We start from the raw sequence: 23646 nt of genomic DNA, 5'->3' as shown, positions 1-23646 counted from the left end.
CAATTAAATAAATGAGGTGTTTTTCTATGTACCAATCACTGTACAGAAAGTATAGGCCCAGAAGCTTTGGGGAAGTTTTAGGGCAAAATCATATTGTCAGAACTTTAAAAAATCAGATAAAAAGCGGACGAATAGGACATGCATACCTTTTTTGCGGCACAAGAGGTACAGGCAAGACAAGCGTTGCAAAGATTTTTGCAAAAGCTGTTAATTGCCCTAATAGCGTAGATGGAGAGCCTTGCAACAAATGCCAGATATGCCAGTCTGCTAATAACAATTCTCTAATGGACATAATAGAGATAGATGCGGCATCAAATAACAGTGTAGATGATGTGAGGGAACTTAGGGACAATATCATATACGCTCCTTCTTCATGCAAATACAAGGTGTACATTATAGATGAAGTCCATATGCTGTCTGGCAGTGCTTTTAACGCCCTTTTAAAGACACTTGAAGAGCCTCCACAGCATGCAATATTTATTCTGGCTACAACTGAGCCAAACAAGATACCTGCAACTATTTTGTCAAGGTGTCAGAGATTTGACTTTAAAAGGATATCGGCGAAAGTTATTTCACAAAACATAAAGAAAATAGCTGAGGACAGCCAAATAAATATTGATGGTAGAGCAATTGCACTGATTGCAAAGCATGGAAATGGTTCTATGAGGGATGCTATAAGCATACTTGAGCAGTGTGCTTCATACAGCGATGTTTTAACATATGACGATGTGTGCGATATACTTGGCACTGTAAATGATGATACATTGTTTGCTTTAGTTAGAAGCTTAAGTGATAGAGATGGAAAAGAAACCATAAGGCTTATAGATAAATTGATGCTTTACGGCATAGATGTAAATAATTTGGTGAAGGCTTTATTATCTTTTTTGAGAGATGTGATTGTATACAAGACGTGTGGTGCTGAGTCAGAAGAGATATTAGAAACAGAGGTAAATGATACGATTAAGGATGCGTCTTTATTTGACATGGCATTTCTGTCAAATGCATTGGAGAAATTGATGGATCTTCAAGGGAAGATAAGGTACGCCCAATCTCCAAGAATAATGCTGGAGATAACATTGCTTAAGCTTATAAATCCGGAGATTTCGCCTGATATAGACAGCATATTAGATAGGCTAAGTATGTTGGAGAGTATGATTAAAAGCGGTAAGATGATGCTGCCTGTAGAGAAGGATATCGCCGTTAATGACGAAACTTTGAAGCCTGAAAAGGCTTTTGACGATGTGGCGATAAAAAAAGAAGCAAAAAAGGCTGATGACGTAGTTGATAAAGCCGATAAGAGCATTGAGATAAATGTGAATGAGGTTTTTAAAAAACTGTTAAGCATTAAAAAAAAAGATAGACCGATGATTTTTTCTTTTTTAAGCTTAGGCAAACCGTATTTGAAAGATGGCAATTTTGTGATAGAATATCCAAAGGAGCATGTGTTTTACAAAGAAGAGCTTAATAAAATCGAAAATAAAGATTACATTAAAGATGCTATTAAAAGACTGACAGGCAATGATTACAACATAGTTTTTGCTGTAGAAGAAAATGAGGATGAACAGTTAATTGAGGCTGTAAGAAAATATTTTGGCGATGTAGAAATAATAGATTGATTAATCACTACTAAGTCAAAATTAGCATATAAATAAGAGAGAATACAAAATTAATTAGGAGGTATTTGGATGGCTAAAGGAGGATTTCCTGGCGGTTTCAACATGAACAACATGATAAAGCAAGCGCAGCAGATGCAGGAGCAAATGAAGAAAATGCAGGAGGAGCTTGAAAACAAGACGGTTGAGGAGTCTGCAGGCGGTGGAGCTGTAAAGGTAGTGGCAAATGGCAGAAAAGAGCTTATAAGCATAAAGATCGATCCGGATGTCGTTGACAAAGACGATGTAGAGATGTTGGAGGATCTTGTATTAGCTGCAGTAAATCAAGCTTTAAGAAGCGCTGAAAAGATGATTGCAGAAGAGATGGGAAAAATAACAGGAGGTTTCAACATACCTGGTTTATTCTGAGGTGAATTAATTAATGAACGTATATTCGAGGTCATTATCAAAGCTTATTGATGAATTATCAAGACTTCCCGGCATTGGACGTAAGACGGCCCAGAGGCTGGCGTTTTACATCTTAGATATGCCTTTAGATGATGTTGTCAACTTGTCTAATGCTATTTTAGAGGCAAAGAACAATTTAAGATACTGTAAAAAGTGCTATAACTTTACTGATAGTGAGCTTTGCAGTATATGCAGTGACGAGACGAGGGATACACATACCATATGTGTAGTTTCCGATCCCAAAGACGTAGTAGCGATGGAAAAGACGAGGGAATATAGAGGACTATACCACGTACTTCATGGTGCAATATCGCCTATGGATGGAATAGGACCAGAGGATATAAAGGTAAAAGAGTTGTTGGAGAGGATAAAAGATACTGAAATCAATGAAATAATATTAGCCACAAATCCAGACATAGAGGGTGAGGCAACTGCAATGTACATCGCAAAGCTGATAAAACCTTTTGGAATAAAGGTGACAAGAATTGCACACGGTGTACCTGTAGGCGGTGACCTCGAATACACAGATTCTGTAACGCTGTCAAGAGCTTTAGAAGGCAGAAGGGAAATGTAAACTACGGTTTAATGAAAAATAATTTGACATACGGTTTGTTTGGGATATAATATAATTAAGATTGGTGATGGAGCTCACCATTAAATGCGATGATGCTGATGGCTCCTATTGGGTATACTAACTCAATAGGAGCTTATTTATTACTATCTTATGAAAATGGAGGGTGATTTACATGGAATACATCTATATAGGCGTTGGTGGTTTTTTTGGAGCTATTTTACGGTATATAATTTCTACCTACTATCAGAGTATATTGCATACTGTATTTCCTATTAAAACCTTTTTTATTAATATCTCTGGGTCATTTTTGCTGAGTTATATTTCAAATTTAGCACTTGAAGAATTTAATGTAAATTCCAATATAAGACTTGCCATTACTACAGGATTTATCGGTGCTTTTACTACTTTTTCTACATTTACTAAAGAAACTATGGATCTGATGAGAAATGGTAGAATTGCTGTTGCAATAACGTATGTGCTTCTGTCAATACTTATAGGATTTATTATGTCTTTTATGGGATTTGAGTTAGGAGACAAGACTGCAAAAATGATTAAAGGGCGTGAAGACAATTGATGTTAAATATGCTATTAGTGGGTTTAGGAGGAATTTTTGGAGCTATATTAAGGTATGAAATATCAAGGCACATAAAGGAGAATAGAGAATTTGTAGTGCCGTTGGAGACATTTATCATAAACGTAACAGGTGCTTTATTATTAAGCTTTTTATCTAGTCCGAAACTTATTCATCTATTTAATAATGATGTAAAATTGTTTGTCATGACAGGATTTATTGGTGCTTTTACCACATATTCTACATTCTCTCATGAGACAATTGATCTTTTTCGCAATAGACATTATGTGCATGCATTTTTGTACTCATCTGTTACTGTCGTGTTTGGACTCATTGGGGCTTTTTTAGGATATTATATTGGAAGTCTGTTTTAAATGATGTATTATAAAAGTATAGATGAAGGGAGGTATGGAGTTGATATTAGACTATTTTAGATTGCTGTCAGCGTTATCGTTATCGTTGGATGTGATGGAGAAAAGAAGTTTTGGACATGCCAGGAAGGTTGCTTATGTTGCCATAAGATTGGCACGAAATATTGGCGTTAAAAATGATGATGAACATAAGATCTTTTATTCTGCTTTTTTACACGACATAGGGAAAAGCGACGTGATTGAAGATATTAACCACGATAGTACGTGGAAGCATTCCCTCAAAGGAAGTGAATTTGTAAAGGGGATGCCTAAAGGGGATGAGTTTTCTGAAATCATCAAGTATCACCATGAAAACTGGGATGGAAGTGGGCATTTCCATCTTAACGGAGATTCCATTCCTTTAGAAGCACAGATAATATATTTAGCTGATCAGTTTGATATAAGGTATAGCTTCATATCCCAAAAACACAGCGAGTACGATACAAGGGAAAGCATAAAGAAATGGCTTGATATAGAGTCCGGAAAGGCTTTTAATCCACTATTAGTAAGTGTGTTTAAAAATTTAATGAAGCAAGAAAAATTTTGGCTGGATTATGAAAATTATAATCAATTTGATGTCTTAAAACCGTACATTAAAAATGAGATCATGGTGATCGACGTAGACGATTTTGAGAATATCGCCGAAGTTTTTTCAAAAATAATTGATAACAAAAGCCACTTTACATACAACCATTCAAAAGGCATATCGGAAATTGCACATAAAGCAGCGATGCTTTCCGGATATGACAAGATTACTGCTCAGAAGGTGAAGATAGCAGGTCTTTTACATGACTTAGGCAAATTAGCCATACCAACTGAGATATTGGACAAGCCGGGAAAGCTTACTGAAGAAGAATTTATGACGATAAAGTCCCATACATACTTTACCAAGAAAATACTACGGGAGATAGGAGGAATTGATGACATAGCTGAATGGGCAGCAAATCACCATGAGAAACTGGACGGTTCAGGATATCCAGAAGGGCTTACAGGAGAAAACCTTGATGATATTTCCAGGCTCATGGCGGTTTGTGATATGTACCAAGCACTGACGGAAGATAGGCCATATAGAAAAGGCATGGCCCACATCGAAGCTATCGATGTGATCTATAAATTAGCCAAGCAAAACAAGATAGATGGAAAATCGCTGGAGATAATAAGAGAAATACAAAAAGTCCACAATTAAGTATACTCATCCATATAAATGTCAATAATATGGATGAGGAGGTATTATATGGGCACGCTATATAAAATTTTTAGAGAAATATCGGCTGCAAAAGAAGAAATAGATGAGGAAAATAATGCTCTCATAAATGAAGTAAAAAACACCATGAGGCAGTTAAAAGATGCAGAAATGTACTTTCAAAGTGTTACGGATCCTGACTTAATAGATCAAGCCATATACAACATAGAGTCTTTGAGGAAAAAGTATACTTATCTATTAAAAAAGGCAAAAGAAAATGGTGTGAATTTTGATAATTTCGATTCGCTTATATCATAATTTGTCCCCCTCTTAATATAAGAATATTTTCGGCAACTTCTGTTGCCTGATATATCTGAATTTCAGGAGACATCTTTTAAATTTATCCCCCAAAATTTCATTCTGAAATCCTTTTTCGATTTCCAATTCATTTACATCTTTATTTACATTGTAAGATTTTTTCTTTATATTTCCCTTTATTTAACATATATGGTTGCATTCTATCTTGACTTTTTTAAATCGCCCCAATAATCGAAATGGATGGTGTTTTTACCATACTACTTGTTATTGAGGTGATTTTATGTTGGGCGCATGGCGTTCGCATTCTGATTATCAGTCTTTCCTTGTCGAAAATATTCAACCCATTTATGCTTCAGATAAAAATCGTGTCCTTCAATTTTCTGAAGCTTTATCTAAACTCTATAATTTAGATCTTGATGTTCTTAAACCTGTACTGGAACCTTATTACTCTAATACTGGTTCTCCAGCCAAAAATCAGCCTGAAGTTTTTCGGTCTTTTGTACTTATGTCTCTTCTTAAATGTCACAGTATTACTAAATGGGTTTACACGCTTCATCATGATAATCTTTTGTGTTGCATGATTGGCGTGTCTCCTGATAATATTCCTGGTGTTGGTACTCATTATGACTTGATTAACAGGTTATGGCTTGAGGATCCTGATATTGAAAAAGACCGACAGGATTCTCTCCATCCTTTTAAACGCAAACCACGTAAAAAACTTGCTAAAAATCAGAAGCTCCCACCACGCCACCCTGGTATTATACAGAAATTTGTTGATTTGGCTTTACAGGGTAAAATTTTTGAGTCAAGACCTGAGAAGCTTCTTCAACAAATTTTTGCCGATGTTGCTGTTAGGCCTTCCGCCAATGATGGCATCCTCGGTGATATTGAAAAACTTACTATCTCCGGTGACGGTACTTGTATTAAAACCGGCGGAAGTCCTTTCGGTATTAGAACTTGTGATTGTGCTAATAAGGGTATATTTAATTGTGACTGCCATCGCAAGTTCTCTGACCCCGATGCTCGCTATGGTTGGGATAGTTATCATGAGACATGGTTTTATGGTTATTCTGGTTATTTTTTAGTGACATACAACGAAGAGCTTAAATCTGATATTCCGATTTATCTTCGCTTGGTTGAGGCTCCTCGTTATGATGGTGTTACTGCTATTATTGCTTTGTCTGAAGCAAGGGCTTTGTATCCTGATTTCGTTTTTGATAAATTTATTGGTGATTGTGCTCATGATAATTACCCTACTTATCATCTTCTTAATAAGTGGAATATTAAACCTGTAATTCCGCTTAATAAGAAGAATAAAAACAACAGCAAGTACCAAGGTACTATTAAAATCAATGAAAATGGTATTCCTGTCTGTATGGCAGGATTATCTATGGTTTACAATGGTTTTATGAAAGACCGTAACAGAATTAAATGGCGCTGTCCTTTTGCGACTGGTAAAGTTGATTCATGTAATTGTAAAGATAAGTGCTCCTCTTCTGATTATGGTAGAACCGTTTATACGAAGCCTTCATCTGATCCTCGCTTGTTTACCGTCATTCCACGTGGTTCTGATGAATGGAAATGCGAGATGAAAAAGCGAACTTCTTCTGAGCGTGTTAACAAAAGGCTTCTTAATGACTATGAGTTGGAGCTATCTAAAACCAGAGGCAAAAAGCGTTGGTCTTTCTGGATTATGATACATTCTATTAATATCCATCTTGATGCTAGATTGAAAAAATCTAAGTTTGATTTTATTTCTATGCTTGATGGATTATTAGGTAGAGCAGCATAAATATTGAGATTCCATATACTGTTAATTTTTAAACCTATTTTATTAGGCTTTATTTCTTATACTCTTTTTTTAAATTGATTTTCATTATTTTACATTTTCTTTCCTCTTTTCAGTATTTTATCGCAAAGGCTTTGTTATTTTCTGTATCTAATTTCTAATTTATGCCATAGTATGACGCTGGAAATTAGTTTCCGAAATCACTCTATAATAATCATAGGATGTATTAAGGGGGAATTTTTATGAATTTAAGCATTGAATACAATATAATAATAGCATATGTTGTGGGACTTTTTTTATTATACATACTTGGGTGGCTATTGGTTGTACCGAGGAAGTTTCTTGTAAGGCTTATTTTGAATGGAGTAGTAGGAGCATTAGTGCTGTTTTTTATAAATATGGCTGGAAAGACATTTGGAATATATGTCGGCATAAATCCGATAACAGCTTTGGTTGTAGGCTTTTTAGGCATACCTGGGGTGATTTTGCTTATCGTATTGCAGTATATCGTGTAATATAAATTTCCAAATAATTATAAGTGTAAATAATCTCCTTAATAGAAATAATAAAAAAGGTAATATTTTATTAAGGAGGTTACAAAGATGACTGTAAAGAGCGATATCGAAAAAGCTGTTGCTGCAGCGCAGTCTGCACTTGGAACATACGCACAATTTGCCAGTGCGACAGATGATCCGGCGGCTAAACAAATGTTTCAGCAGATGCAGCAAGATATGCAAAGGCATGTAAATATGCTTAACAATAGGTTGAATTATATAAATTCAAATAACAAGTTGAATCAACAGCAACAGGCAACGCAGCAAGTGCAAAATATACTTTCGAATAAAAAATAAGTTTTAAGAGGCATCTATTGATGCCTCAAAAATTTTACATAAAATTAACATAAAACGAGAAAAAATTAAGCATTTATAAGATAATTAGACATAAAATGAATTATTGGCGGTAATTCAGGCAATAGAAGCATTGCAATATTAACAAGAAATGTGGTATATTAATAGAGCACAGATTATTCAGCTATATATTGATTCTAAAATCATTAACCAGAAAAAACCAAAGAAAAAGCAGTTGACAGAGAGAAGATAATGTGGTAAGATAGACGATGTCGCGGCAAGCGGCGAAGGAAGTGAACCTTGAAAACCGAACAGTGAGATATAGTAAGAGCAAAGGATATAAACATGAGAGTTTGATCCTGGCTCAGGACGAACGCTGGCGGCGTGCCTAACACATGCAAGTCGAGCGAAGGGAGTACTACGGTACGAACTTAGCGGCGGACGGGTGAGTAACGCGTGGACAATCTACCCTGTAGACCGGGATAACACCTCGAAAGGGGTGCTAATACTGGATAATGTCAAGAAGTGGCATCACTTATTGAAGAAAGGAGAAATCCGCTATAGGATGAGTCCGCGTCCCATTAGCTAGTTGGCGGGGTAAAAGCCCACCAAGGCGACGATGGGTAGCCGGCCTGAGAGGGTGAACGGCCACACTGGAACTGAGACACGGTCCAGACTCCTACGGGAGGCAGCAGTGGGGAATATTGTGCAATGGGGGAAACCCTGACACAGCGACGCCGCGTGAGCGAAGAAGGCCTTCGGGTCGTAAAGCTCAATAGTATGGGAAGATAATGACGGTACCATACGAAAGCCCCGGCTAACTACGTGCCAGCAGCCGCGGTAATACGTAGGGGGCGAGCGTTGTCCGGAATTACTGGGCGTAAAGAGCACGTAGGCGGCTGTAAAAGTCAGATGTGAAAAACCTGGGCTCAACCGAGGGTGTGCATCTGAAACTATATAGCTTGAGTCAAGGAGAGGAGAGCGGAATTCCTGGTGTAGCGGTGAAATGCGTAGAGATCAGGAAGAATACCAGTGGCGAAAGCGGCTCTCTGGACTTGAACTGACGCTGAGGTGCGAAAGCGTGGGGAGCAAACAGGATTAGATACCCTGGTAGTCCACGCCGTAAACGATGGATACTAGGTGTGGGTGAGGAATCATCCGTGCCGGAGTTAACGCAATAAGTATCCCGCCTGGGGAGTACGGCCGCAAGGTTGAAACTCAAAGGAATTGACGGGGGCCCGCACAAGCAGCGGAGCATGTGGTTTAATTCGAAGCAACGCGAAGAACCTTACCAGGGCTTGACATCCACAGAATCTGGTAGAAATACCGGAGTGCCTCGAAAGAGGAGCTGTGAGACAGGTGGTGCATGGTTGTCGTCAGCTCGTGTCGTGAGATGTTGGGTTAAGTCCCGCAACGAGCGCAACCCCTGTTGGTAGTTACCAGCGTAAAGACGGGGACTCTACCGAGACTGCCGTGGATAACACGGAGGAAGGCGGGGATGACGTCAAATCATCATGCCCTTTATGCCCTGGGCTACACACGTGCTACAATGGCCTGAACAGAGGGCAGCGAAGGAGCGATCCGGAGCGAATCCCAGAAAACAGGTCCCAGTTCAGATTGCAGGCTGCAACCCGCCTGCATGAAGACGGAGTTGCTAGTAATCGCGGATCAGCATGCCGCGGTGAATACGTTCCCGGGCCTTGTACACACCGCCCGTCACACCACGAGAGTTTACAACACCCGAAGTCAGTGACCTAACCGTAAGGAAGGAGCTGCCGAAGGTGGGGTAAATGATTGGGGTGAAGTCGTAACAAGGTAGCCGTATCGGAAGGTGCGGCTGGATCACCTCCTTTCTAAGGAGCAATCCTTACATTAAGGATAAAATAAATACGATATCTCACTGTTCAGTTTTGAGGGTTTAAATCCCTCAGAAAAGTGAACCTTGAAAACTGCACAATGCTAATAAAAAGGGTAACGAAGAAAAACGAGGAAACAATAGGTCAAGTTAGAAAGGGCGTATGGTGGATGCCCAGGCACTTAGAGCCGAAGAAGGACGCAGCAAGCGGCGAAACGCTCCGGGGAGTCGCAAGCAGACGTAGATCCGGAGATATCCGAATGGGGAAACCCGCTTAAGGTAATACTTAAGCATCCCATGGTGAACACATAGCCATGAGGAGGGGAAACCGCGTGAACTGAAACATCTAAGTAGCGCGAGGAAAAGAAAGAAAAAGTCGATTTCCTGAGTAGTGGCGAGCGAAAAGGAAGGAGCCCAAACCATCACCATTGGTGATGGGGTTTAGGACCACGATAAGGTATATAAAGCGAAGCCGAACAGACCTGGGAAGGCAGGCCAAAGAAGGTGAAAGCCCTGTAGGCGAAAGCGAAATATACCGAGTGGGATCCAGAGTACCACAGGATAGGCAACCCGGTGGGAAGACGGGAGGACCATCTCCCAAGGCTAAATACTCCTAAGTGACCGATAGCGCATAGTACCGTGAGGGAAAGGTGAAAAGAATCCCGGGAGGGGAGTGAAAGAGAACCTGAAACCATATGTCCACAAGCAGTGGAAGCGAAAGCGACCACGTACTTTTTGTAGAACGGACCGGCGAGTTATAGATATGCAGCGAGGTTAAGCGAAAGCGGAGCCGAAGCGAAAGCGAGTCTTAAAAGGGCGAAAGTTGCATATCATAGACCCGAAACCGTGCGACCTACCCATGATCAGGGTGAAGCCGGAGTAAGATCTGGTGGAGGCCCGAACCACGTTGACGTTGAAAAGTCATGGGATGAATTGTGGGTAGCGGAGAAATTCCAATCGAGCTCGGAGATAGCTGGTTCTCCCCGAAATAGCTTTAGGGCTAGCCTCAGGGGGAAGGAAATATGGAGGTAGAGCACTGAATGGACAAGGGGCCAAAAAGGTTACCGAAGCCTATCAAACTCCGAATGCCATATTGAGACCCTGGGAGTCAGACTACGAGTGATAAGATCCGTGGTCAAAAGGGAAAGAGCCCAGACCGACAGCTAAGGTCCCAAAGAGCATGTTAAGTGGTAAAGGAAGTAGGATTTCCAAGACAACCAGGATGTTGGCTTAGAAGCAGCCATACATTCAAAGAGTGCGTAATAGCTCACTGGTCGAGAAATCCCGCGCCGAAAATAAACGGGGCTAAAACATGCCACCGAAGCTACGGATTCTAAAAAAGAATGGTAGGGGAGCGTACTGTACAGGACGAAGGATAAGCGAAAGCGAATCTGGACAGTACAGTAGAGAGAATGCCGGTATAAGTAACGAGAGTAAGGCGAGAAACCTTACCGTCGAAAGCCTAAGGATTCCTGGGGAAGGATAATCCGCCCAGGGTAAGTCGGGACCTAAGCCGAGGCGAAAGCGTAGGCGATGGAGAACCGGTAATAAATCCGGTACCACCGAAATCCGCCAAAAGAGAAGCAAGGACGCAGCGAGATAAGAAAAGCGTGCGGTTGGTAGAGCACGTCCAAGCAGCGACGAAAAGAGCTTTGAGTGAAGTACCAAAGCTCATAAGAGCTGTGATGGGGAGCCGCAAGGCGAAGTTTCGAAGGGGCTGCCAAGAAAAGTTGCTATCGAGGATGAGGTGCCCGTACCACAAACCGACACAGGTAGGCGAGGAGAGAATCCAAAGACGAGCGGGAGAACCCTCATTAAGGAACTCGGCAAAAAGACTCCGTAACTTCGGGAGAAGGAGTGCCGAAAGGCCGCAGAGAAGAGGCCCAAGCGACTGTTTACCAAAAACACAGGTTTCTGCTAAGTCGAAAGACGAAGTATAGGAGCTGACGCCTGCCCGGTGCTGGAAGGTTAAGGGGAAGGGTCAGGAGAAAATCCAAAGCTCTGAACTTAAGCCCCAGTAAACGGCGGCCGTAACTATAACGGTCCTAAGGTAGCGAAATTCCTTGTCGGGTAAGTTCCGACCTGCACGAAAGGCGTAACGACTTGGGCGCTGTCTTGAAGGGGGACCCGGTGAAATTGTAGTACTCGTGAAGATGCGAGTTACCCGCGACAGGACAGAAAGACCCCATGGAGCTTTACTGCAGCTTGTCACTGAATTTTAGTAATATCTGTACAGGATAGGTGGGAGGCGGAGAGATATGGGCGCCAGCCTATATGGAGCCAACGTTGGGATACCACCCTGATATTACCGAAATTCTAACATAGGAGCCGTAAGCCGGCATATGGACACTGACAGGCGGGCAGTTTGACTGGGGCGGTCGCCTCCTAAAAAGTAACGGAGGCGTCCAAAGGTTACCTCAGCGCGGAAGGAAATCGCGCGTAAGAGTGCAAAGGCAGAAGGTAGCCTAACTGCGAGAAAGACAATTCGAGCAGGGACGAAAGTCGGGCTTAGTGATCCGGCGGTAGAGAATGGGATTGCCGTCGCTCAACGGATAAAAGCTACCCTGGGGATAACAGGCTGATCTCCCCCAAGAGTCCACATCGACGGGGAGGTTTGGCACCTCGATGTCGGCTCATCGCATCCTGGGGCTGAAGTAGGTCCCAAGGGTTGGGCTGTTCGCCCATTAAAGCGGTACGCGAGCTGGGTTCAGAACGTCGTGAGACAGTTCGGTCCCTATCCGTCGCGGGCGCAGGAAATTTGAGAGGATCTGCCCTTAGTACGAGAGGACCGGGGTGGACAAACCGATGGTGTACCAGTTGCGTAGCCGTACGCACAGCTGGGTAGCCAAGTTTGGAAGGGATAAACGCTGAAAGCATCTAAGCGTGAAACCCACCTCAAGATAAGATTTCCCATCCGAAAGGAGTAAGACACCTTGAAGAAGACGAGGTAGATAGGCCGGAGGTGTAAGAGTAGAAATACTTTAAGCTGACCGGTACTAATAAGTCGAGGACTTGACCAAAAGAAGCATTGTGCAGTATTCAAAGTTCATTTAGAAGGAAATGAACGAAAGATTTCCGGTGGCAATAGCGGAGGTTAAAAACCCGTTCCCATACCGAACACGGAAGTGAAGCCCTCCAGCGCCGATGGTACTGATTACTCGGGAGAGTAGGTCGCTGCCGGATAATATATTCCTCAGTAGCTCAATGGTGGAGCAACCGGCTGTTAACCGGTAGGTTGTAGGTTCGAGCCCTACCTGAGGAGCCATTTTTGTATTTAAAAAGAATATTTTGCGGATGTGGCTCAGTGGTAGAGCATCGGCTTCCCAAGCCGAGGACCGCGGGTTCGAATCCCGTCATCCGCTCCAATGATATCAAGATTCCAGTCAATGGGGTCTTTTTTATTTTGTCTTGTTTGTTAATTCTTTTCTATTAAGTATTTTTAAATATGTTTTTTGATAAGAACTGCAAAAATTTTAATTTCATGTGTTAAAAGAGAAAGGACAAAATATAATGATATTAGAAATGTGTATTTAGGAGGATTTAATTATGGATGTGTACGATGTGTCGTTGATACCATTAATAATAGGTTTGGTAGAGGTAGTAAAACAAATTGGCTTACCTAAAAAATATTCAGCATTGATTTCGTTGATATTTGGAATAGCTTTAGGAATACTTTACATAGCTCCTGGAGATATTTTGAAAGGCATACTGTTGGGAACTGCCATGGGTCTTGGAGCATCTGGCCTTTATAGCACTACAAAAAATACAGTAGAGGCCATGAGGAAATAACCGCAAAAAGTGTATGAAGCCCTCATACACTTTTTTTATATTGATTTTTGTTTTACTTTTGTATAACCTATCTATAAGCGGCTTAATTTATTAAAGGAGATGTTTTTATGTTCAATGGAAAAGTTGTCGTTGTTACAGGTGGTTCTGGAGGCATTGGCTCATCTATATGTAGAGAAGTAGCGAGATTAGGTGGTTGTGTAGCAATTCATTACAATACAGATTATGAAAGCGCATGTAGTTTGAAGAATTATATAAAAAGTAACTTAGGATATGCGGATGTATTTAAGGCAGATATCAGAAATAAAGAAGAAGTGGAAATGATGATGAAAAATGTGATTGACAGATTTGGACGAATAGATTACTTGGTCAACAATGCTGGTGTATCCCAGATAAAACCTTTTATGGATGTATCCGAAGAAGATTGGAGATACATAATTGATGTAAATTTGAATGGCATGTTTAATTGTACGCAAAGTGCCTTAAAGTATATGTTAAAAAATAAAAGAGGTGCCATTGTGAATGTTTCATCTATGTGGGGAATATATGGCGCATCTTGTGAAGTGGCATATTCCGCTTCAAAAGGCGCTATTATAGCTTTTACAAAGGCATTAGCTAAAGAATTAGGGCCATCAAATATACGAGTTAATTGTGTTGCGCCAGGGGTAATCGAAACTGACATGAATAAAAGCTTGTCAGATGACACACTTAAATATCTGGCGTCGAGAACTTCCCTTGAAAGACTTGGGACAGCAGATGAAGTCGCTAAGGCAGTGACTTTTTTACTGTCAGATCAATCATCTTTTATTACAGGACAAGTATTGACTGTAGATGGAGGATATATGTAAACTTTAATTTTTAACGTTTACATATATTTACTCCTCTTGACTTATGGAATTAAAAGGATTATAATTTTAATTGTTAGCAGCCGTTTATATAGAGTGCTAATACTACTGATGTATCTTCACATTTGATTCACATTGTGCTTTTATTGCAACACGCTTATAAATTCTAATTATTAAACAAAAACTAAATATGGATTAAGGGGGAATTCGAATGAAAGCATTATTGCTGGCAGGAGGATTAGGTACAAGGCTAAGACCTCTGACGAATTTTCTTCCTAAACCTATGGTACCCATAATGGGCAAACCTCTGTTAGAGTCTACCGTTTTAAGGCTTAAAAAGCAAGGCGTAGATGAGGTCGTAATAAGCACATGCTATAAATCTAATCACATTGAAGACTATTTTGAGGATGGTGAGAAATTAGGCGTAAAAGTTTCTTTTATTAAAGAGGACATACCATTAGGAACAGGCGGAGCTATAAAAAATGCTGAAGAGTTTTTTGATGATACTTTCTTAGTGCTAAATTCAGATATTATATGTGATATCGATATTAGAAGTCTTGTGGAGTATCACAAGTCAAAAAAAGCATTAGCTACTATTGCCATGACTAAAGTAGAGGATCCATCACAGTATGGTGTGATAGAATACGACGATAATGATTACATTACAGCTTTTAAAGAAAAGCCAAAACCGTATGAAACTAATTCAAAATGGATAAATGCGGGAATATACGTATTTGAACCACAGCTATTAAGTGAAATCCCTAAAGATGAAGTGGTATCAATAGAAAGGGATACATATCCGAAACTTTTATCGAAAGGTTATAAAATGGCTGCGTATAGGTATGACGGGTATTGGATAGACATAGGTACAATTGAGAAGTATAAAAAAGTCCACTTTGACATATTGAAAAAACATTGCAAATACGTTGATATAAGCGACATTAAACATAGAAAGATCACAATTGATAGTTCGGCAAAAATTGTTGAGCCTGTTTTTATAGGAAGCAACGTCAAAATAGACGCGAAAGCAGAGATAGGTCCGTATGCGATTATAGGTGATAATACGCATATAGGTTCTAACAGCATTATAAGGCACAGTGTTTTATGGGACAATGTCAAAGTTAAAGGAAATGTAAATTTGATAAATGCTGTCGTAGCTTCAAATAGCGTCGTAGATGGAATCAGGAAAATTGAAGATGAAGTTTACGCAAACGGTATTGACGATTACGCTGTAAGTTGATGGAGGTGTTATGAATGGTAAAGAATAAAGAAATAAATATTGCGTTTTTGAGTACATTTCCACCGAGAGAATGTGGAATAGCTACATTCACACAGGATCTGGTAAATGAGCTTAAAGATATTAAAATCATAAATGAACCAAAAGTGATTGCGATAGACGATAAAGAATATGATTATGGCGATGACGTTATTTATAGGCTTAAGCAGCACGACAGAAATAGCTATTTAGAACTCGCCAATAAATTAAATGATTCGTTAATTGATTTGTTAGTGATCGAGCATGAATATGGGATTTACGGTGGTGAATGGGGCGAATATATTTTAGACTTTGTAGACAACTTAAAGGTGCCTTATGTCGTAACTCTTCATACGATATTGTCTAATCCACTTGATAAACAAAAACACATTTTAAAAGAATTGTGCATAAAGAGCAAAAGAGTTGTCACTATGGCTAAAAATACAATTCCGCTTCTTGTCAATTTATATGGTGTTGATGAAAGGAAAATCGTAGTACTGCCACACGGAGTTCCAAATTTGCCAACGCTGTCCAGTGAAAGTTTGAGAAAGAAATACAACATTGATGCAGGAAAATTCGTCGTAAGCACATTTGGACTTATAAGCCCTGGTAAAGGCTTAGAATACGGCATAGAAGCCATAGCAAAGGTTAAGGAGAAACATCCTGATATATTGTACCTTATATTGGGGCAGACACATCCTAATATAGTCAAGTCAGATGGTGAAGTTTACAGAGACTTTCTTATAAGGAAAGTAAATGAGTTAAATCTAAACGACAATGTAAAGTTTGTCAATAAATATCTGACAAAAAGGGAGATCGTCGAATACTTAAAGCTCTCTGATGTGTATTTGACGCCGTACATTGGCAGAGAACAAGCAGTTAGCGGGACATTGGCATATGCTGCAGGTTTAGGAAAATTAGTTGTATCAACTCCATACAAATACGCTGAAGAAATTTTAAGCGATGGAAGGGGACTGTTGGCGGAATTTAAAAATCCTGATTCTATAGCAAACTGCATAAATTTCGCAATAGAAAATCCACATGAAAAGCAAATCATGGAGGAGAAGATAAAAGTTTATGGAAAAACGATGATGTGGGACAACGTTGCGTTAGAATATGTTGAATTGTTTTTGAGAATATTTGAAGATTTAGAGGATGATGCGAAAGAAGCAGTATAAACAAGGAGGGACGTATTGTGGATGACAAAAAAGTGTTTGACCATTTGTTTATACTGACAGATGACACAGGTATGATGCAGCATTCTGTTGGCTCTGTCCCCGATCCTAAATATGGATATACAACGGATGACAATGGAAGGGCTTTGATAGCCTGTGCTATGATGTATGAAAAATACAAAGATGATGCATATATTAACCTCATTAAGAAGTATTTGTCGTTTTTGATGTACGCACAAGAAGACGACGGTCGCTTTAGAAATTTCATGTCATTCGATAGAAAATTTATTGATGAAGATTTTTCGGAAGATTGTTTCGGCAGGTGTATGTGGGCTTTAGGATATTTAATAAATTCCAATATAGACGAGAGGGTAAAGTTGCCTGCATATAAAATGATTGAAAAATCACTGCTATTGGTAGATACTCTGAATTACATCAGAGGTAAGGCATACACCTTGATAGGATTATACTATATTTACAATTCTTTTAAAAATTTAGATAAAGATTTTGTCAGAAAAAAGATGGATAAATTGGCGCACGATATCGTCGAGGAGTACGAAAAAAATTCAAGCGAAGATTGGCAGTGGTTTGAAGATGTGGTGTCGTACGATAATGGAGTCATACCATTATCGCTTTTAAAGTATTTTTCAATCGCTAAAGATGAAGAAGTTTTAGATATCGCTTTAAAGACAATTGATTTTCTTGATAGTGTGTGCTTTAAAAATGGTTATTTTAAAGCTGTCGGATGCAAAGGATGGTATAGAAAAGGCAAAGACATTGCAGAATACGATGAACAGCCTGTAGAAGCGTATACAATGGCTCTCATGTATATAGAGGCGTATAAATTGACAGGCGATGAAAAATACAAAAAAAGGGCTATAGACTGCGACAAATGGTTTTACGGAAAGAACTCAAAAGGGTTAAGCTTATACGACGAAGACAGTGGAGGCTGCAGTGATGGCATAACGGAAGATGGTGTAAATAGCAATGAAGGAGCCGAAAGCCTTATATCGATTATGATATCCCATTGTGCAATCGATCAATTGAAATAGCTATTCAATTGATTTAAGCAATTTTATTTCTTCTTCATTTAATTCTCGCCATTCCCCTTCTTTTAAATTTTCATCTAATTTTAATTGGCCTATTGAAAGCCTTTTTAAGTAGACGACTTTTGAGCCTATCGCTTCAAACATTCTTTTTATTTGATGATATTTACCTTCTCTGATTGAGACATATACTTTCGATGTACTGCCTGAAGATATTATTTCCAGTTTTGCCGGCATAGTCTTGTAACCATCGTCTAATAGTATGCCATCTGAAAACAAAGATACGTCATCTTCATCGATAAAACCCAAAACTTCTGCATAGTATTTTTTGAAAACGTGTTTTTTTGGCGATAAGAGCTTATGAGATAGTTCACCGTCATTTGTAATTAAAAGTAATCCCTCTGTGTCTTTATCAAGCCTTCCTGCTGGGAAAACCTTTCTTGCCTTTATATGGTGTGGCAAAAGATCTACAACGGTTTTTTCTGATGGATCATATGTTGCACAGATTACACCTTTCGGTTTATTCATCATTATATATATGTATTCTTTGTACGATATTTTTTCACTTCTAAACGTGATTATATCTTTATCAGGTTGTACTGCAAAACCGGGGTCGTCAATCGTCACATTATTTATTGCAACAAGGCCTTCTTTTATAAAATTTTTAATTTCTTTTCTTGTGCCATAACCCATATTTGATAAAAGCTTATCTATTCTCATTTTTGACATCTTAAATTCCTCCTAAACAATATGACTGTGCTTCTTAGTAAATTATATCCCAAAAATATAAAATTTGTAGCAAAAATGTGATATATATCATATTTTTTGCGTTTTCCTGATGATACAATTAAGATGATGTTTCAAGATAATAAATTTTCTGAAGTGTATACAGTATATTGACTACAAAGAACAAAATAGCTATAATAAAACCATAATAAATCGTTAGGGGGAATAAATATGATCAATGAATGGCGCGGGTTTCAGGAGGGCAAATGGCAAAAGACTATTGACGTTCAAGATTTTATCCAGAAAAATTACACATTATACGAAGGCGATGATAGTTTTTTAGAAGGGCCTACAGAAAAGACTATTAAGCTTTGGAACAAAGTTCTTGAGCTAATGAAGGAAGAACTGAAAAAAGGTGTGTTAGATATTGATACAAAAACTGTATCGTCTATAACATCCCATGATGCGGGGTATATAGACAAAGATCTTGAGGAAATAGTTGGATTGCAGACAGACAAACCTCTTAAAAGAGCTATAATGCCTTACGGTGGCATAAGAATGGTCAAAAAAGCTTGCGAAGCTTATGGATATAAAGTGGACCCAAAAGTAGAAGAGATATTTACGAAGTACAGAAAGACCCACAATGATGGTGTATTTGATGCATATACTCCAGAAATAAGAGCAGCAAGACATGCCGGCATAATAACAGGTCTTCCAGATGCATATGGCAGAGGAAGAATCATAGGTGATTACAGAAGAGTTGCTCTTTATGGAATTGATAGACTCATCGAAGAAAAGGAAAAAGAAAAACTTGAGCTTGATTACGATGAATTTGATGAAGCAACTATTCGCTTGAGAGAAGAATTGACAGAACAGATAAAAGCATTAAACGAAATGAAAGAGATGGCTTTAAAGTACGGTTATGACATATCAAAGCCTGCAAAAAATGCAAAAGAAGCTGTGCAGTGGACTTACTTTGCCTTCCTTGCTGCTATAAAGGAACAAAATGGTGCCGCTATGTCGCTGGGCAGAGTATCTACTTTTTTAGATATATACATTGAAAGAGATCTTAAAGAAGGAACATTGACAGAGAAACAAGCACAAGAGTTAATGGATCACTTTGTCATGAAGCTTAGAATGGTGAGGTTCTTAAGGACTCCTGATTACAATGAACTATTTAGTGGCGATCCTGTTTGGGTGACTGAATCAATTGGCGGTGTAGGCGTAGACGGAAGACCTCTTGTCACTAAAAATTCATTCAGGATATTAAATACTTTATATAACTTAGGTCCTGCACCTGAGCCAAACTTGACGGTTTTATGGTCCAAAAACCTTCCTGAAAACTTTAAAAGATTCTGTGCCAAGGTATCAATAGATACAAGTTCTATTCAATATGAAAATGACGACTTAATGAGGCCAATATACAATGACGACTATAGCATCGCCTGCTGTGTGTCAGCTATGAAGACGGGAGAACAGATGCAATTTTTTGGAGCAAGGGCAAATCTCGCGAAGGCGCTACTGTATGCTATAAACGGCGGTATCGATGAAAGGTATAAAACGCAAGTGGCACCAAAATTTAATCCTATAACGTCTGAGTATTTAGACTACGATGAGGTAATGGCAGCATATGACAATATGTTAGAGTGGCTTGCAAAAGTGTATGTTAAAGCTATGAATATAATACACTACATGCACGATAAATACGCTTATGAAAGATCCCTTATGGCTTTGCATGATAGAGACATCGTAAGGACGATGGCTTTTGGAATCGCAGGTCTTTCTGTTGCGGCAGATTCGTTAAGCGCCATAAAGTATGCTAAAGTAAAAGCCATAAGAGATGAAAATGGCATAGCAATAGATTATGAAGTGGAAGGAGATTTCCCTAAGTTTGGCAATGATGATGACAGGGTTGACTCAATAGCAGTTGACATTGTAGAAAGATTCATGAATAAGCTTAAAAAGCACAAGACTTACAGAAACTCTATACCAACACTGTCTGTTTTGACAATAACGTCAAATGTGGTGTACGGCAAAAAGACGGGTGCTACACCTGACGGAAGAAAAGCGGGAGAACCTTTTGCGCCAGGCGCAAATCCGATGCACGGCAGAGATACAAAAGGTGCCATAGCATCAATGAATTCAGTATCAAAAATACCTTATGACAGTTCATTGGATGGTATATCATACACATTTACGATTGTACCAAATGCGCTTGGCAAGGATGACGAAGATAAAATTAATAATCTTGTAGGACTATTAGATGGATATGCATTTAATGCGGGGCACCACATAAACATCAATGTTTTAAACAGAGATATGTTGCTTGATGCTATGGAGCATCCTGAAAAATATCCGCAGCTTACTATAAGGGTTTCAGGGTATGCTGTCAATTTCAATAAATTAACGAGAGAGCAACAGTTGGAGGTTATATCCCGCACTTTTCACGAATCTATGTAGTGCAAATTTTATGTAAAGGTGATTGTCATGGTTATGGGGAAGATACATTCAATAGAGACATGTGGTACTGTAGATGGGCCTGGCATAAGGTACGTAGTCTTTATGCAAGGTTGTCCTTTAAGGTGCGCTTATTGCCATAACCCTGACACATGGAATTATAACGGTGGTAAAGAAGTATCAACAGATGAGATATTTAACGATGCAAAAAGATATATACCGTACATGAAATCATCAGGCGGCGGCGTGACGCTGACAGGTGGAGAGCCTACATTACAGCCTGAATTTTGCGAAGATCTATTTAAAAAGCTTAAAGCGTCTGGCATACACACTGCATTAGACACATCGGGATATGTGAATATAGATAAAGTAAAAGAACTTGTAAAACACACTGATCTTTTTTTGCTTGATATAAAGCACATTGATGATGAAAGCCATAAAAAGCTTACAGGAGTGTCGAATAGAAAGACTTTGGAGTTTGCAAGATACCTTTCCGATGAAGGCAAGAAAATGTGGATAAGGCATGTGATAGTACCTGGAATAACGGATGATATGGAAGAGATAAGGAAATTGGCTGATTTTGTCTCATCATTGAAAAATGTAGATAGAGTTGAGATACTTCCGTATCATAAAATGGGTGTGTATAAATATGAGGCACTTGGGATACCATATAGATTGAAGGGAATAAATCCTCCTGACACATCAAAAATTAAAGAGATAAAAGAAGAGTTTAGGAAAAGAGATATAAAAGTGGTCTAAAAGCCTCATGATTCGTATCATGGGGCTTTTCCTTTGAATTAATTTGATAAAGGGTGTAAAATTATCATGTGATGATGTGATTTTGGAGGTAATCGCATGAATTTAAATAAGATAAATAGAAACACGTACTACATAGATAATCCTACGAATATTGGCGTTTATGCCTATAAAAATAAAAATTGTCTATTAGTAGATACTGGTATAAACAATGGACAAGCGAGAAAGATTGACAATGTATTAGTAGAAAATGGATTACATCCCAAATATATCATAAACACCCACAACCACATGGACCACTGTGGCGGTAATATATACTTTAAGACTCAGTACCCTGGATGCGAAATCTATACATCAAATAAGGAGCGATTATATATAGAAAATCCAGAGTTAAGAGATATTGTACTATTTTCTTCATGCCCAATAAGAGATCTTGATACGACTAATAAAACATTTTCTGTAGATTTTGTCCTTGATTATGGTATCTCAAAAATTGGCGATGAAAAGTTTGATATAATATCTTTGGTGGGGCATTCAATAGATCAAATCGGCGTCATTACACCTGATAGAGTATGTTTTTTGGGAGACAGTGTATTTAGCGAGGATACAATAAAAAAATATTCACTTCCATATTTGTTTAATATAGAAAAAAGCATTGAAACTTTAAAAAAGCTAAAAGAGGTGGATGCAGACTATTTCGTAATAAGTCACATAGATAGAGTGCTTAATAAGGATGAGCTTGATGTCCTGATAGAAAAGAATATTTCAAATATAGAAGATAATGTTGAAATTATACTGGAATTATTGGAACAACCTCAGACAAGGGAAGGATTATTGCAAAACTTAGTAATATTAAACGATCTGCCATTAAATTTTACTCAGTATTATATTTATTTTTCATCGGTTTCCGCATTTTTGAGCTATTTGAGAGATAAAAAACTTATCGATTATTCCATAGAAAACGGAGAAATATATTTTTACAGAAAGCCTGTTTAAAGTCTTTTTAAAAATCTAATCTTGTAGTATTATTATTTTAATAATTGCAAAGAGGTGCTGTATGAGAGAAATAAAAGCAGATGATATAAGAAAGACTGTTGAGCTTTTGTGCATTAAAGCCAATTACAATTTGCCAGACGATGTATTAAATATGCTGAAGAAGAAAGCCCACGAGGAAGTCAGTGAAATAGGTGTAGAAATTCTCAATAAGATAATTGAAAATGCTGAAATCGCTAAGATAAAAGAAATGCCAATATGTCAAGATACAGGCATAGCAGTAATTTTCGTTGAGATAGGACAAGATGTCCATGTCGTAGGCGGTACGTTAAAAGATGCTATATTACAAGGTGTTAAAAATGGGTATCGTAATGGATATTTAAGGAAATCAATTGTAAATGATCCATTCATACGCATCAACACAAATGATAATACACCACCTATTGTGCACTATGATATTGTAGATGGTGATAAACTGAAAATCACAGTTGCACCAAAAGGTGCAGGAAGCGAAAATATGAGCGCTTTTAAGATGATGAAGCCTTCTGATGGCATTGAAGGGGTAAAGAAGTTTATAATTGATACGGTTGAAGCGTCAGGGCCTAATGCATGTCCACCGCTTGTAGTAGGCGTTGGAATAGGTGGTAATTTTGAGTATGCACCATTGTTGGCTAAAAAGGCTCTTTTAAGGCCTATAGATCAAAGAAGCAGTGATGACGATGTAAGAGCATTAGAAGAAGAACTTTTATTTAAAATAAACAATCTTGGCATAGGACCGCAGGGATTGGGAGGTATGGTAACAGCTTTGGCAGTAAACATCGAAAAATACCCTACGCATATAGCAATGCTGCCTGTGGCTGTAAATATATCCTGCCATGTTACGAGACATGCGACAGCTGTATTATAAACATATAAAATGTGGAGGGAAAAATGTATAAAAAGATAAATACACCTTTAACAGAAGAAATTGTAAAAGATTTACATGCTGGCGATACAGTA

Annotated in this window: 21 protein-coding genes, 2 tRNA genes, 3 rRNA genes and 1 riboswitch (1 of these 27 only partly in view); of the genes, 25 read left to right on the top strand and 1 reads right to left on the bottom strand. The window is 38.6% G+C overall.

The window, feature by feature from the left end; translation table 11 throughout:
* Positions 1–26 precede the first annotated feature (26 nt).
* The 20 genes from dnaX to GSH73_RS12910 all read left to right on the top strand — a co-directional run bounded on the left by dnaX (position 27) and on the right by GSH73_RS12910 (position 17721).
* Complete coding sequence (gene dnaX, locus GSH73_RS13005; protein ID WP_160175252.1) at positions 27–1616, top strand: DNA polymerase III subunit gamma/tau; 1590 nt, start codon at positions 27–29, stop codon at positions 1614–1616.
* A 69-nt stretch (positions 1617–1685) separates the two neighbouring features.
* A complete protein-coding gene (locus tag GSH73_RS13000) occupies positions 1686–2021 on the top strand; it encodes a YbaB/EbfC family nucleoid-associated protein (RefSeq protein ID WP_013786874.1) in 336 nt (111 codons plus the stop codon).
* A 13-nt stretch (positions 2022–2034) separates the two neighbouring features.
* Positions 2035–2634 carry a recombination mediator RecR gene (recR, locus tag GSH73_RS12995; protein WP_014757552.1) on the top strand — a complete coding sequence of 200 codons (600 nt, stop codon included), beginning with the start codon at positions 2035–2037 and terminating at the stop codon, positions 2632–2634.
* 54 nt (positions 2635–2688) lie between these two features.
* A riboswitch (Fluoride riboswitch) is annotated at positions 2689–2749 on the top strand.
* A 57-nt stretch (positions 2750–2806) separates the two neighbouring features.
* Positions 2807–3208: a fluoride efflux transporter CrcB gene (crcB, locus tag GSH73_RS12990; protein ID WP_014757553.1), complete on the top strand. Its 402-nt coding sequence runs from the start codon at positions 2807–2809 to the stop codon at positions 3206–3208.
* Positions 3208–3579 carry a fluoride efflux transporter CrcB gene (gene crcB, locus GSH73_RS12985; protein ID WP_014757554.1) on the top strand — a complete coding sequence of 124 codons (372 nt, stop codon included), beginning with the start codon at positions 3208–3210 and terminating at the stop codon, positions 3577–3579. The genes crcB (GSH73_RS12990) and crcB (GSH73_RS12985) overlap by 1 nt, the downstream gene beginning before the upstream one ends.
* A 40-nt stretch (positions 3580–3619) precedes the next feature.
* On the top strand, positions 3620–4801 hold the full coding sequence (locus GSH73_RS12980; RefSeq protein ID WP_014757555.1) for an HD domain-containing phosphohydrolase: 1182 nt from the start codon (positions 3620–3622) through the stop codon (positions 4799–4801).
* Positions 4802–4849: 48 nt separating this feature from the next.
* Positions 4850–5116, top strand: coding sequence for a DUF2508 family protein (locus tag GSH73_RS12975; RefSeq protein WP_014757556.1), 267 nt, complete (start codon positions 4850–4852; stop codon positions 5114–5116).
* 280 nt (positions 5117–5396) lie between these two features.
* A complete protein-coding gene (locus tag GSH73_RS12970; RefSeq protein ID WP_014759563.1) occupies positions 5397–6908 on the top strand; it encodes a hypothetical protein in 1512 nt (503 codons plus the stop codon).
* 239 nt (positions 6909–7147) lie between these two features.
* The gene (locus GSH73_RS12965) at positions 7148–7420 is read left to right on the top strand and encodes a pro-sigmaK processing inhibitor BofA family protein (protein ID WP_014757557.1); all 273 of its coding nucleotides are present in this window, start codon (positions 7148–7150) and stop codon (positions 7418–7420) included.
* 87 nt (positions 7421–7507) lie between these two features.
* Complete coding sequence (locus GSH73_RS12960) at positions 7508–7756, top strand: DUF1657 domain-containing protein (RefSeq protein ID WP_013296629.1); 249 nt, start codon at positions 7508–7510, stop codon at positions 7754–7756.
* A gap of 338 nt (positions 7757–8094) precedes the next feature.
* Positions 8095–9606 (top strand): 16S ribosomal RNA (locus GSH73_RS12955).
* Positions 9607–9751: 145 nt separating this feature from the next.
* A 23S ribosomal RNA gene (locus GSH73_RS12950) occupies positions 9752–12628 on the top strand.
* Between the two features lie 54 nt (positions 12629–12682).
* Positions 12683–12791, top strand: a 5S ribosomal RNA gene (rrf, locus tag GSH73_RS12945).
* The 16S, 23S and 5S rRNA genes sit together here with 2 tRNA genes alongside, the layout of an rRNA operon.
* Positions 12792–12798: 7 nt before the next feature.
* Positions 12799–12873: transfer RNA gene (locus tag GSH73_RS12940), tRNA-Asn, on the top strand.
* A gap of 25 nt (positions 12874–12898) precedes the next feature.
* A tRNA-Gly gene (locus tag GSH73_RS12935) sits at positions 12899–12973 on the top strand.
* A gap of 181 nt (positions 12974–13154) precedes the next feature.
* A complete protein-coding gene (locus GSH73_RS12930) occupies positions 13155–13397 on the top strand; it encodes a hypothetical protein (RefSeq protein WP_014757558.1) in 243 nt (80 codons plus the stop codon).
* Positions 13398–13504: 107 nt separating this feature from the next.
* Positions 13505–14242, top strand: coding sequence for an elongation factor P 5-aminopentanone reductase (ymfI, locus tag GSH73_RS12925; RefSeq protein WP_014757559.1), 738 nt, complete (start codon positions 13505–13507; stop codon positions 14240–14242).
* A gap of 208 nt (positions 14243–14450) precedes the next feature.
* Positions 14451–15479 carry a nucleotidyltransferase family protein gene (locus tag GSH73_RS12920; RefSeq protein WP_014757560.1) on the top strand — a complete coding sequence of 343 codons (1029 nt, stop codon included), beginning with the start codon at positions 14451–14453 and terminating at the stop codon, positions 15477–15479.
* A gap of 14 nt (positions 15480–15493) precedes the next feature.
* Positions 15494–16672 carry a glycosyltransferase family 4 protein gene (locus GSH73_RS12915; protein WP_014757561.1) on the top strand — a complete coding sequence of 393 codons (1179 nt, stop codon included), beginning with the start codon at positions 15494–15496 and terminating at the stop codon, positions 16670–16672.
* 71 nt (positions 16673–16743) lie between these two features.
* Positions 16744–17721 (top strand): glycoside hydrolase family 88 protein, encoded by a 978-nt coding sequence (locus GSH73_RS12910; protein WP_044984037.1) that lies wholly within the window; start codon positions 16744–16746, stop codon positions 17719–17721.
* Here GSH73_RS12910 and GSH73_RS12905 read toward each other — a convergent pair whose 3' ends face one another.
* Complete coding sequence (locus GSH73_RS12905; RefSeq protein WP_014757563.1) at positions 17722–18444, bottom strand: pseudouridine synthase; 723 nt, start codon at positions 18442–18444, stop codon at positions 17722–17724.
* 228 nt (positions 18445–18672) lie between these two features.
* Here GSH73_RS12905 and pflB point away from each other — a divergent pair, with 228 nt between their 5' ends.
* The 5 genes from pflB to GSH73_RS12880 form a co-directional block, all read left to right on the top strand.
* On the top strand, positions 18673–20901 hold the full coding sequence (gene pflB, locus GSH73_RS12900) for a formate C-acetyltransferase (RefSeq protein WP_014757564.1): 2229 nt from the start codon (positions 18673–18675) through the stop codon (positions 20899–20901).
* 33 nt (positions 20902–20934) lie between these two features.
* Positions 20935–21657: a pyruvate formate-lyase-activating protein gene (gene pflA / locus GSH73_RS12895; protein ID WP_233432513.1), complete on the top strand. Its 723-nt coding sequence runs from the start codon at positions 20935–20937 to the stop codon at positions 21655–21657.
* 96 nt (positions 21658–21753) lie between these two features.
* Positions 21754–22650, top strand: coding sequence for an MBL fold metallo-hydrolase (locus GSH73_RS12890; protein WP_014757566.1), 897 nt, complete (start codon positions 21754–21756; stop codon positions 22648–22650).
* Positions 22651–22711: 61 nt separating this feature from the next.
* On the top strand, positions 22712–23554 hold the full coding sequence (locus GSH73_RS12885) for a fumarate hydratase (RefSeq protein WP_014757567.1): 843 nt from the start codon (positions 22712–22714) through the stop codon (positions 23552–23554).
* A 23-nt stretch (positions 23555–23577) separates the two neighbouring features.
* Positions 23578–23646, top strand: partial view of a Fe-S-containing hydro-lyase gene (locus GSH73_RS12880; protein ID WP_014757568.1) — the 5' end (the start) only. It continues 489 nt past the right edge of the window; the window shows 69 of its 558 coding nt (coding positions 1–69); it begins with the start codon at positions 23578–23580; the stop codon falls past the right edge of the window.

It is taken from the genome of Thermoanaerobacterium aotearoense, assembly GCF_009905255.1.
Lineage (GTDB): Bacteria > Bacillota > Thermoanaerobacteria > Thermoanaerobacterales > Thermoanaerobacteraceae > Thermoanaerobacterium > Thermoanaerobacterium aotearoense.
This window is presented reverse-complemented; position numbering and strand designations above follow the sequence as displayed.

Excerpts from the sequence above, each read along its gene's own strand:
- dnaX (WP_160175252.1), top strand. The coding sequence starts at position 27 with ATGTACCAATCACTGTACAGAAAGTATAGGCCCAGAAGCTTTGGGGAA.
- GSH73_RS13000 (WP_013786874.1), top strand. The coding sequence starts at position 1,686 with ATGGCTAAAGGAGGATTTCCTGGCGGTTTCAACATGAACAACATGATA.
- recR (WP_014757552.1), top strand. The coding sequence starts at position 2,035 with ATGAACGTATATTCGAGGTCATTATCAAAGCTTATTGATGAATTATCA.
- crcB (WP_014757553.1), top strand. The coding sequence starts at position 2,807 with ATGGAATACATCTATATAGGCGTTGGTGGTTTTTTTGGAGCTATTTTA.
- crcB (WP_014757554.1), top strand. The coding sequence starts at position 3,208 with ATGTTAAATATGCTATTAGTGGGTTTAGGAGGAATTTTTGGAGCTATA.
- GSH73_RS12975 (WP_014757556.1), top strand. The coding sequence starts at position 4,850 with ATGGGCACGCTATATAAAATTTTTAGAGAAATATCGGCTGCAAAAGAA.
- GSH73_RS12970 (WP_014759563.1), top strand. The coding sequence starts at position 5,397 with ATGTTGGGCGCATGGCGTTCGCATTCTGATTATCAGTCTTTCCTTGTC.
- GSH73_RS12965 (WP_014757557.1), top strand. The coding sequence starts at position 7,148 with ATGAATTTAAGCATTGAATACAATATAATAATAGCATATGTTGTGGGA.
- GSH73_RS12960 (WP_013296629.1), top strand. The coding sequence starts at position 7,508 with ATGACTGTAAAGAGCGATATCGAAAAAGCTGTTGCTGCAGCGCAGTCT.
- GSH73_RS12930 (WP_014757558.1), top strand. The coding sequence starts at position 13,155 with ATGGATGTGTACGATGTGTCGTTGATACCATTAATAATAGGTTTGGTA.
- ymfI (WP_014757559.1), top strand. The coding sequence starts at position 13,505 with ATGTTCAATGGAAAAGTTGTCGTTGTTACAGGTGGTTCTGGAGGCATT.
- GSH73_RS12920 (WP_014757560.1), top strand. The coding sequence starts at position 14,451 with ATGAAAGCATTATTGCTGGCAGGAGGATTAGGTACAAGGCTAAGACCT.
- GSH73_RS12915 (WP_014757561.1), top strand. The coding sequence starts at position 15,494 with ATGGTAAAGAATAAAGAAATAAATATTGCGTTTTTGAGTACATTTCCA.
- GSH73_RS12910 (WP_044984037.1), top strand. The coding sequence starts at position 16,744 with ATGATGCAGCATTCTGTTGGCTCTGTCCCCGATCCTAAATATGGATAT.
- GSH73_RS12905 (WP_014757563.1), bottom strand. The coding sequence starts at position 18,444 with ATGTCAAAAATGAGAATAGATAAGCTTTTATCAAATATGGGTTATGGC.
- pflB (WP_014757564.1), top strand. The coding sequence starts at position 18,673 with ATGATCAATGAATGGCGCGGGTTTCAGGAGGGCAAATGGCAAAAGACT.
- pflA (WP_233432513.1), top strand. The coding sequence starts at position 20,935 with ATGGGGAAGATACATTCAATAGAGACATGTGGTACTGTAGATGGGCCT.
- GSH73_RS12890 (WP_014757566.1), top strand. The coding sequence starts at position 21,754 with ATGAATTTAAATAAGATAAATAGAAACACGTACTACATAGATAATCCT.
- GSH73_RS12885 (WP_014757567.1), top strand. The coding sequence starts at position 22,712 with ATGAGAGAAATAAAAGCAGATGATATAAGAAAGACTGTTGAGCTTTTG.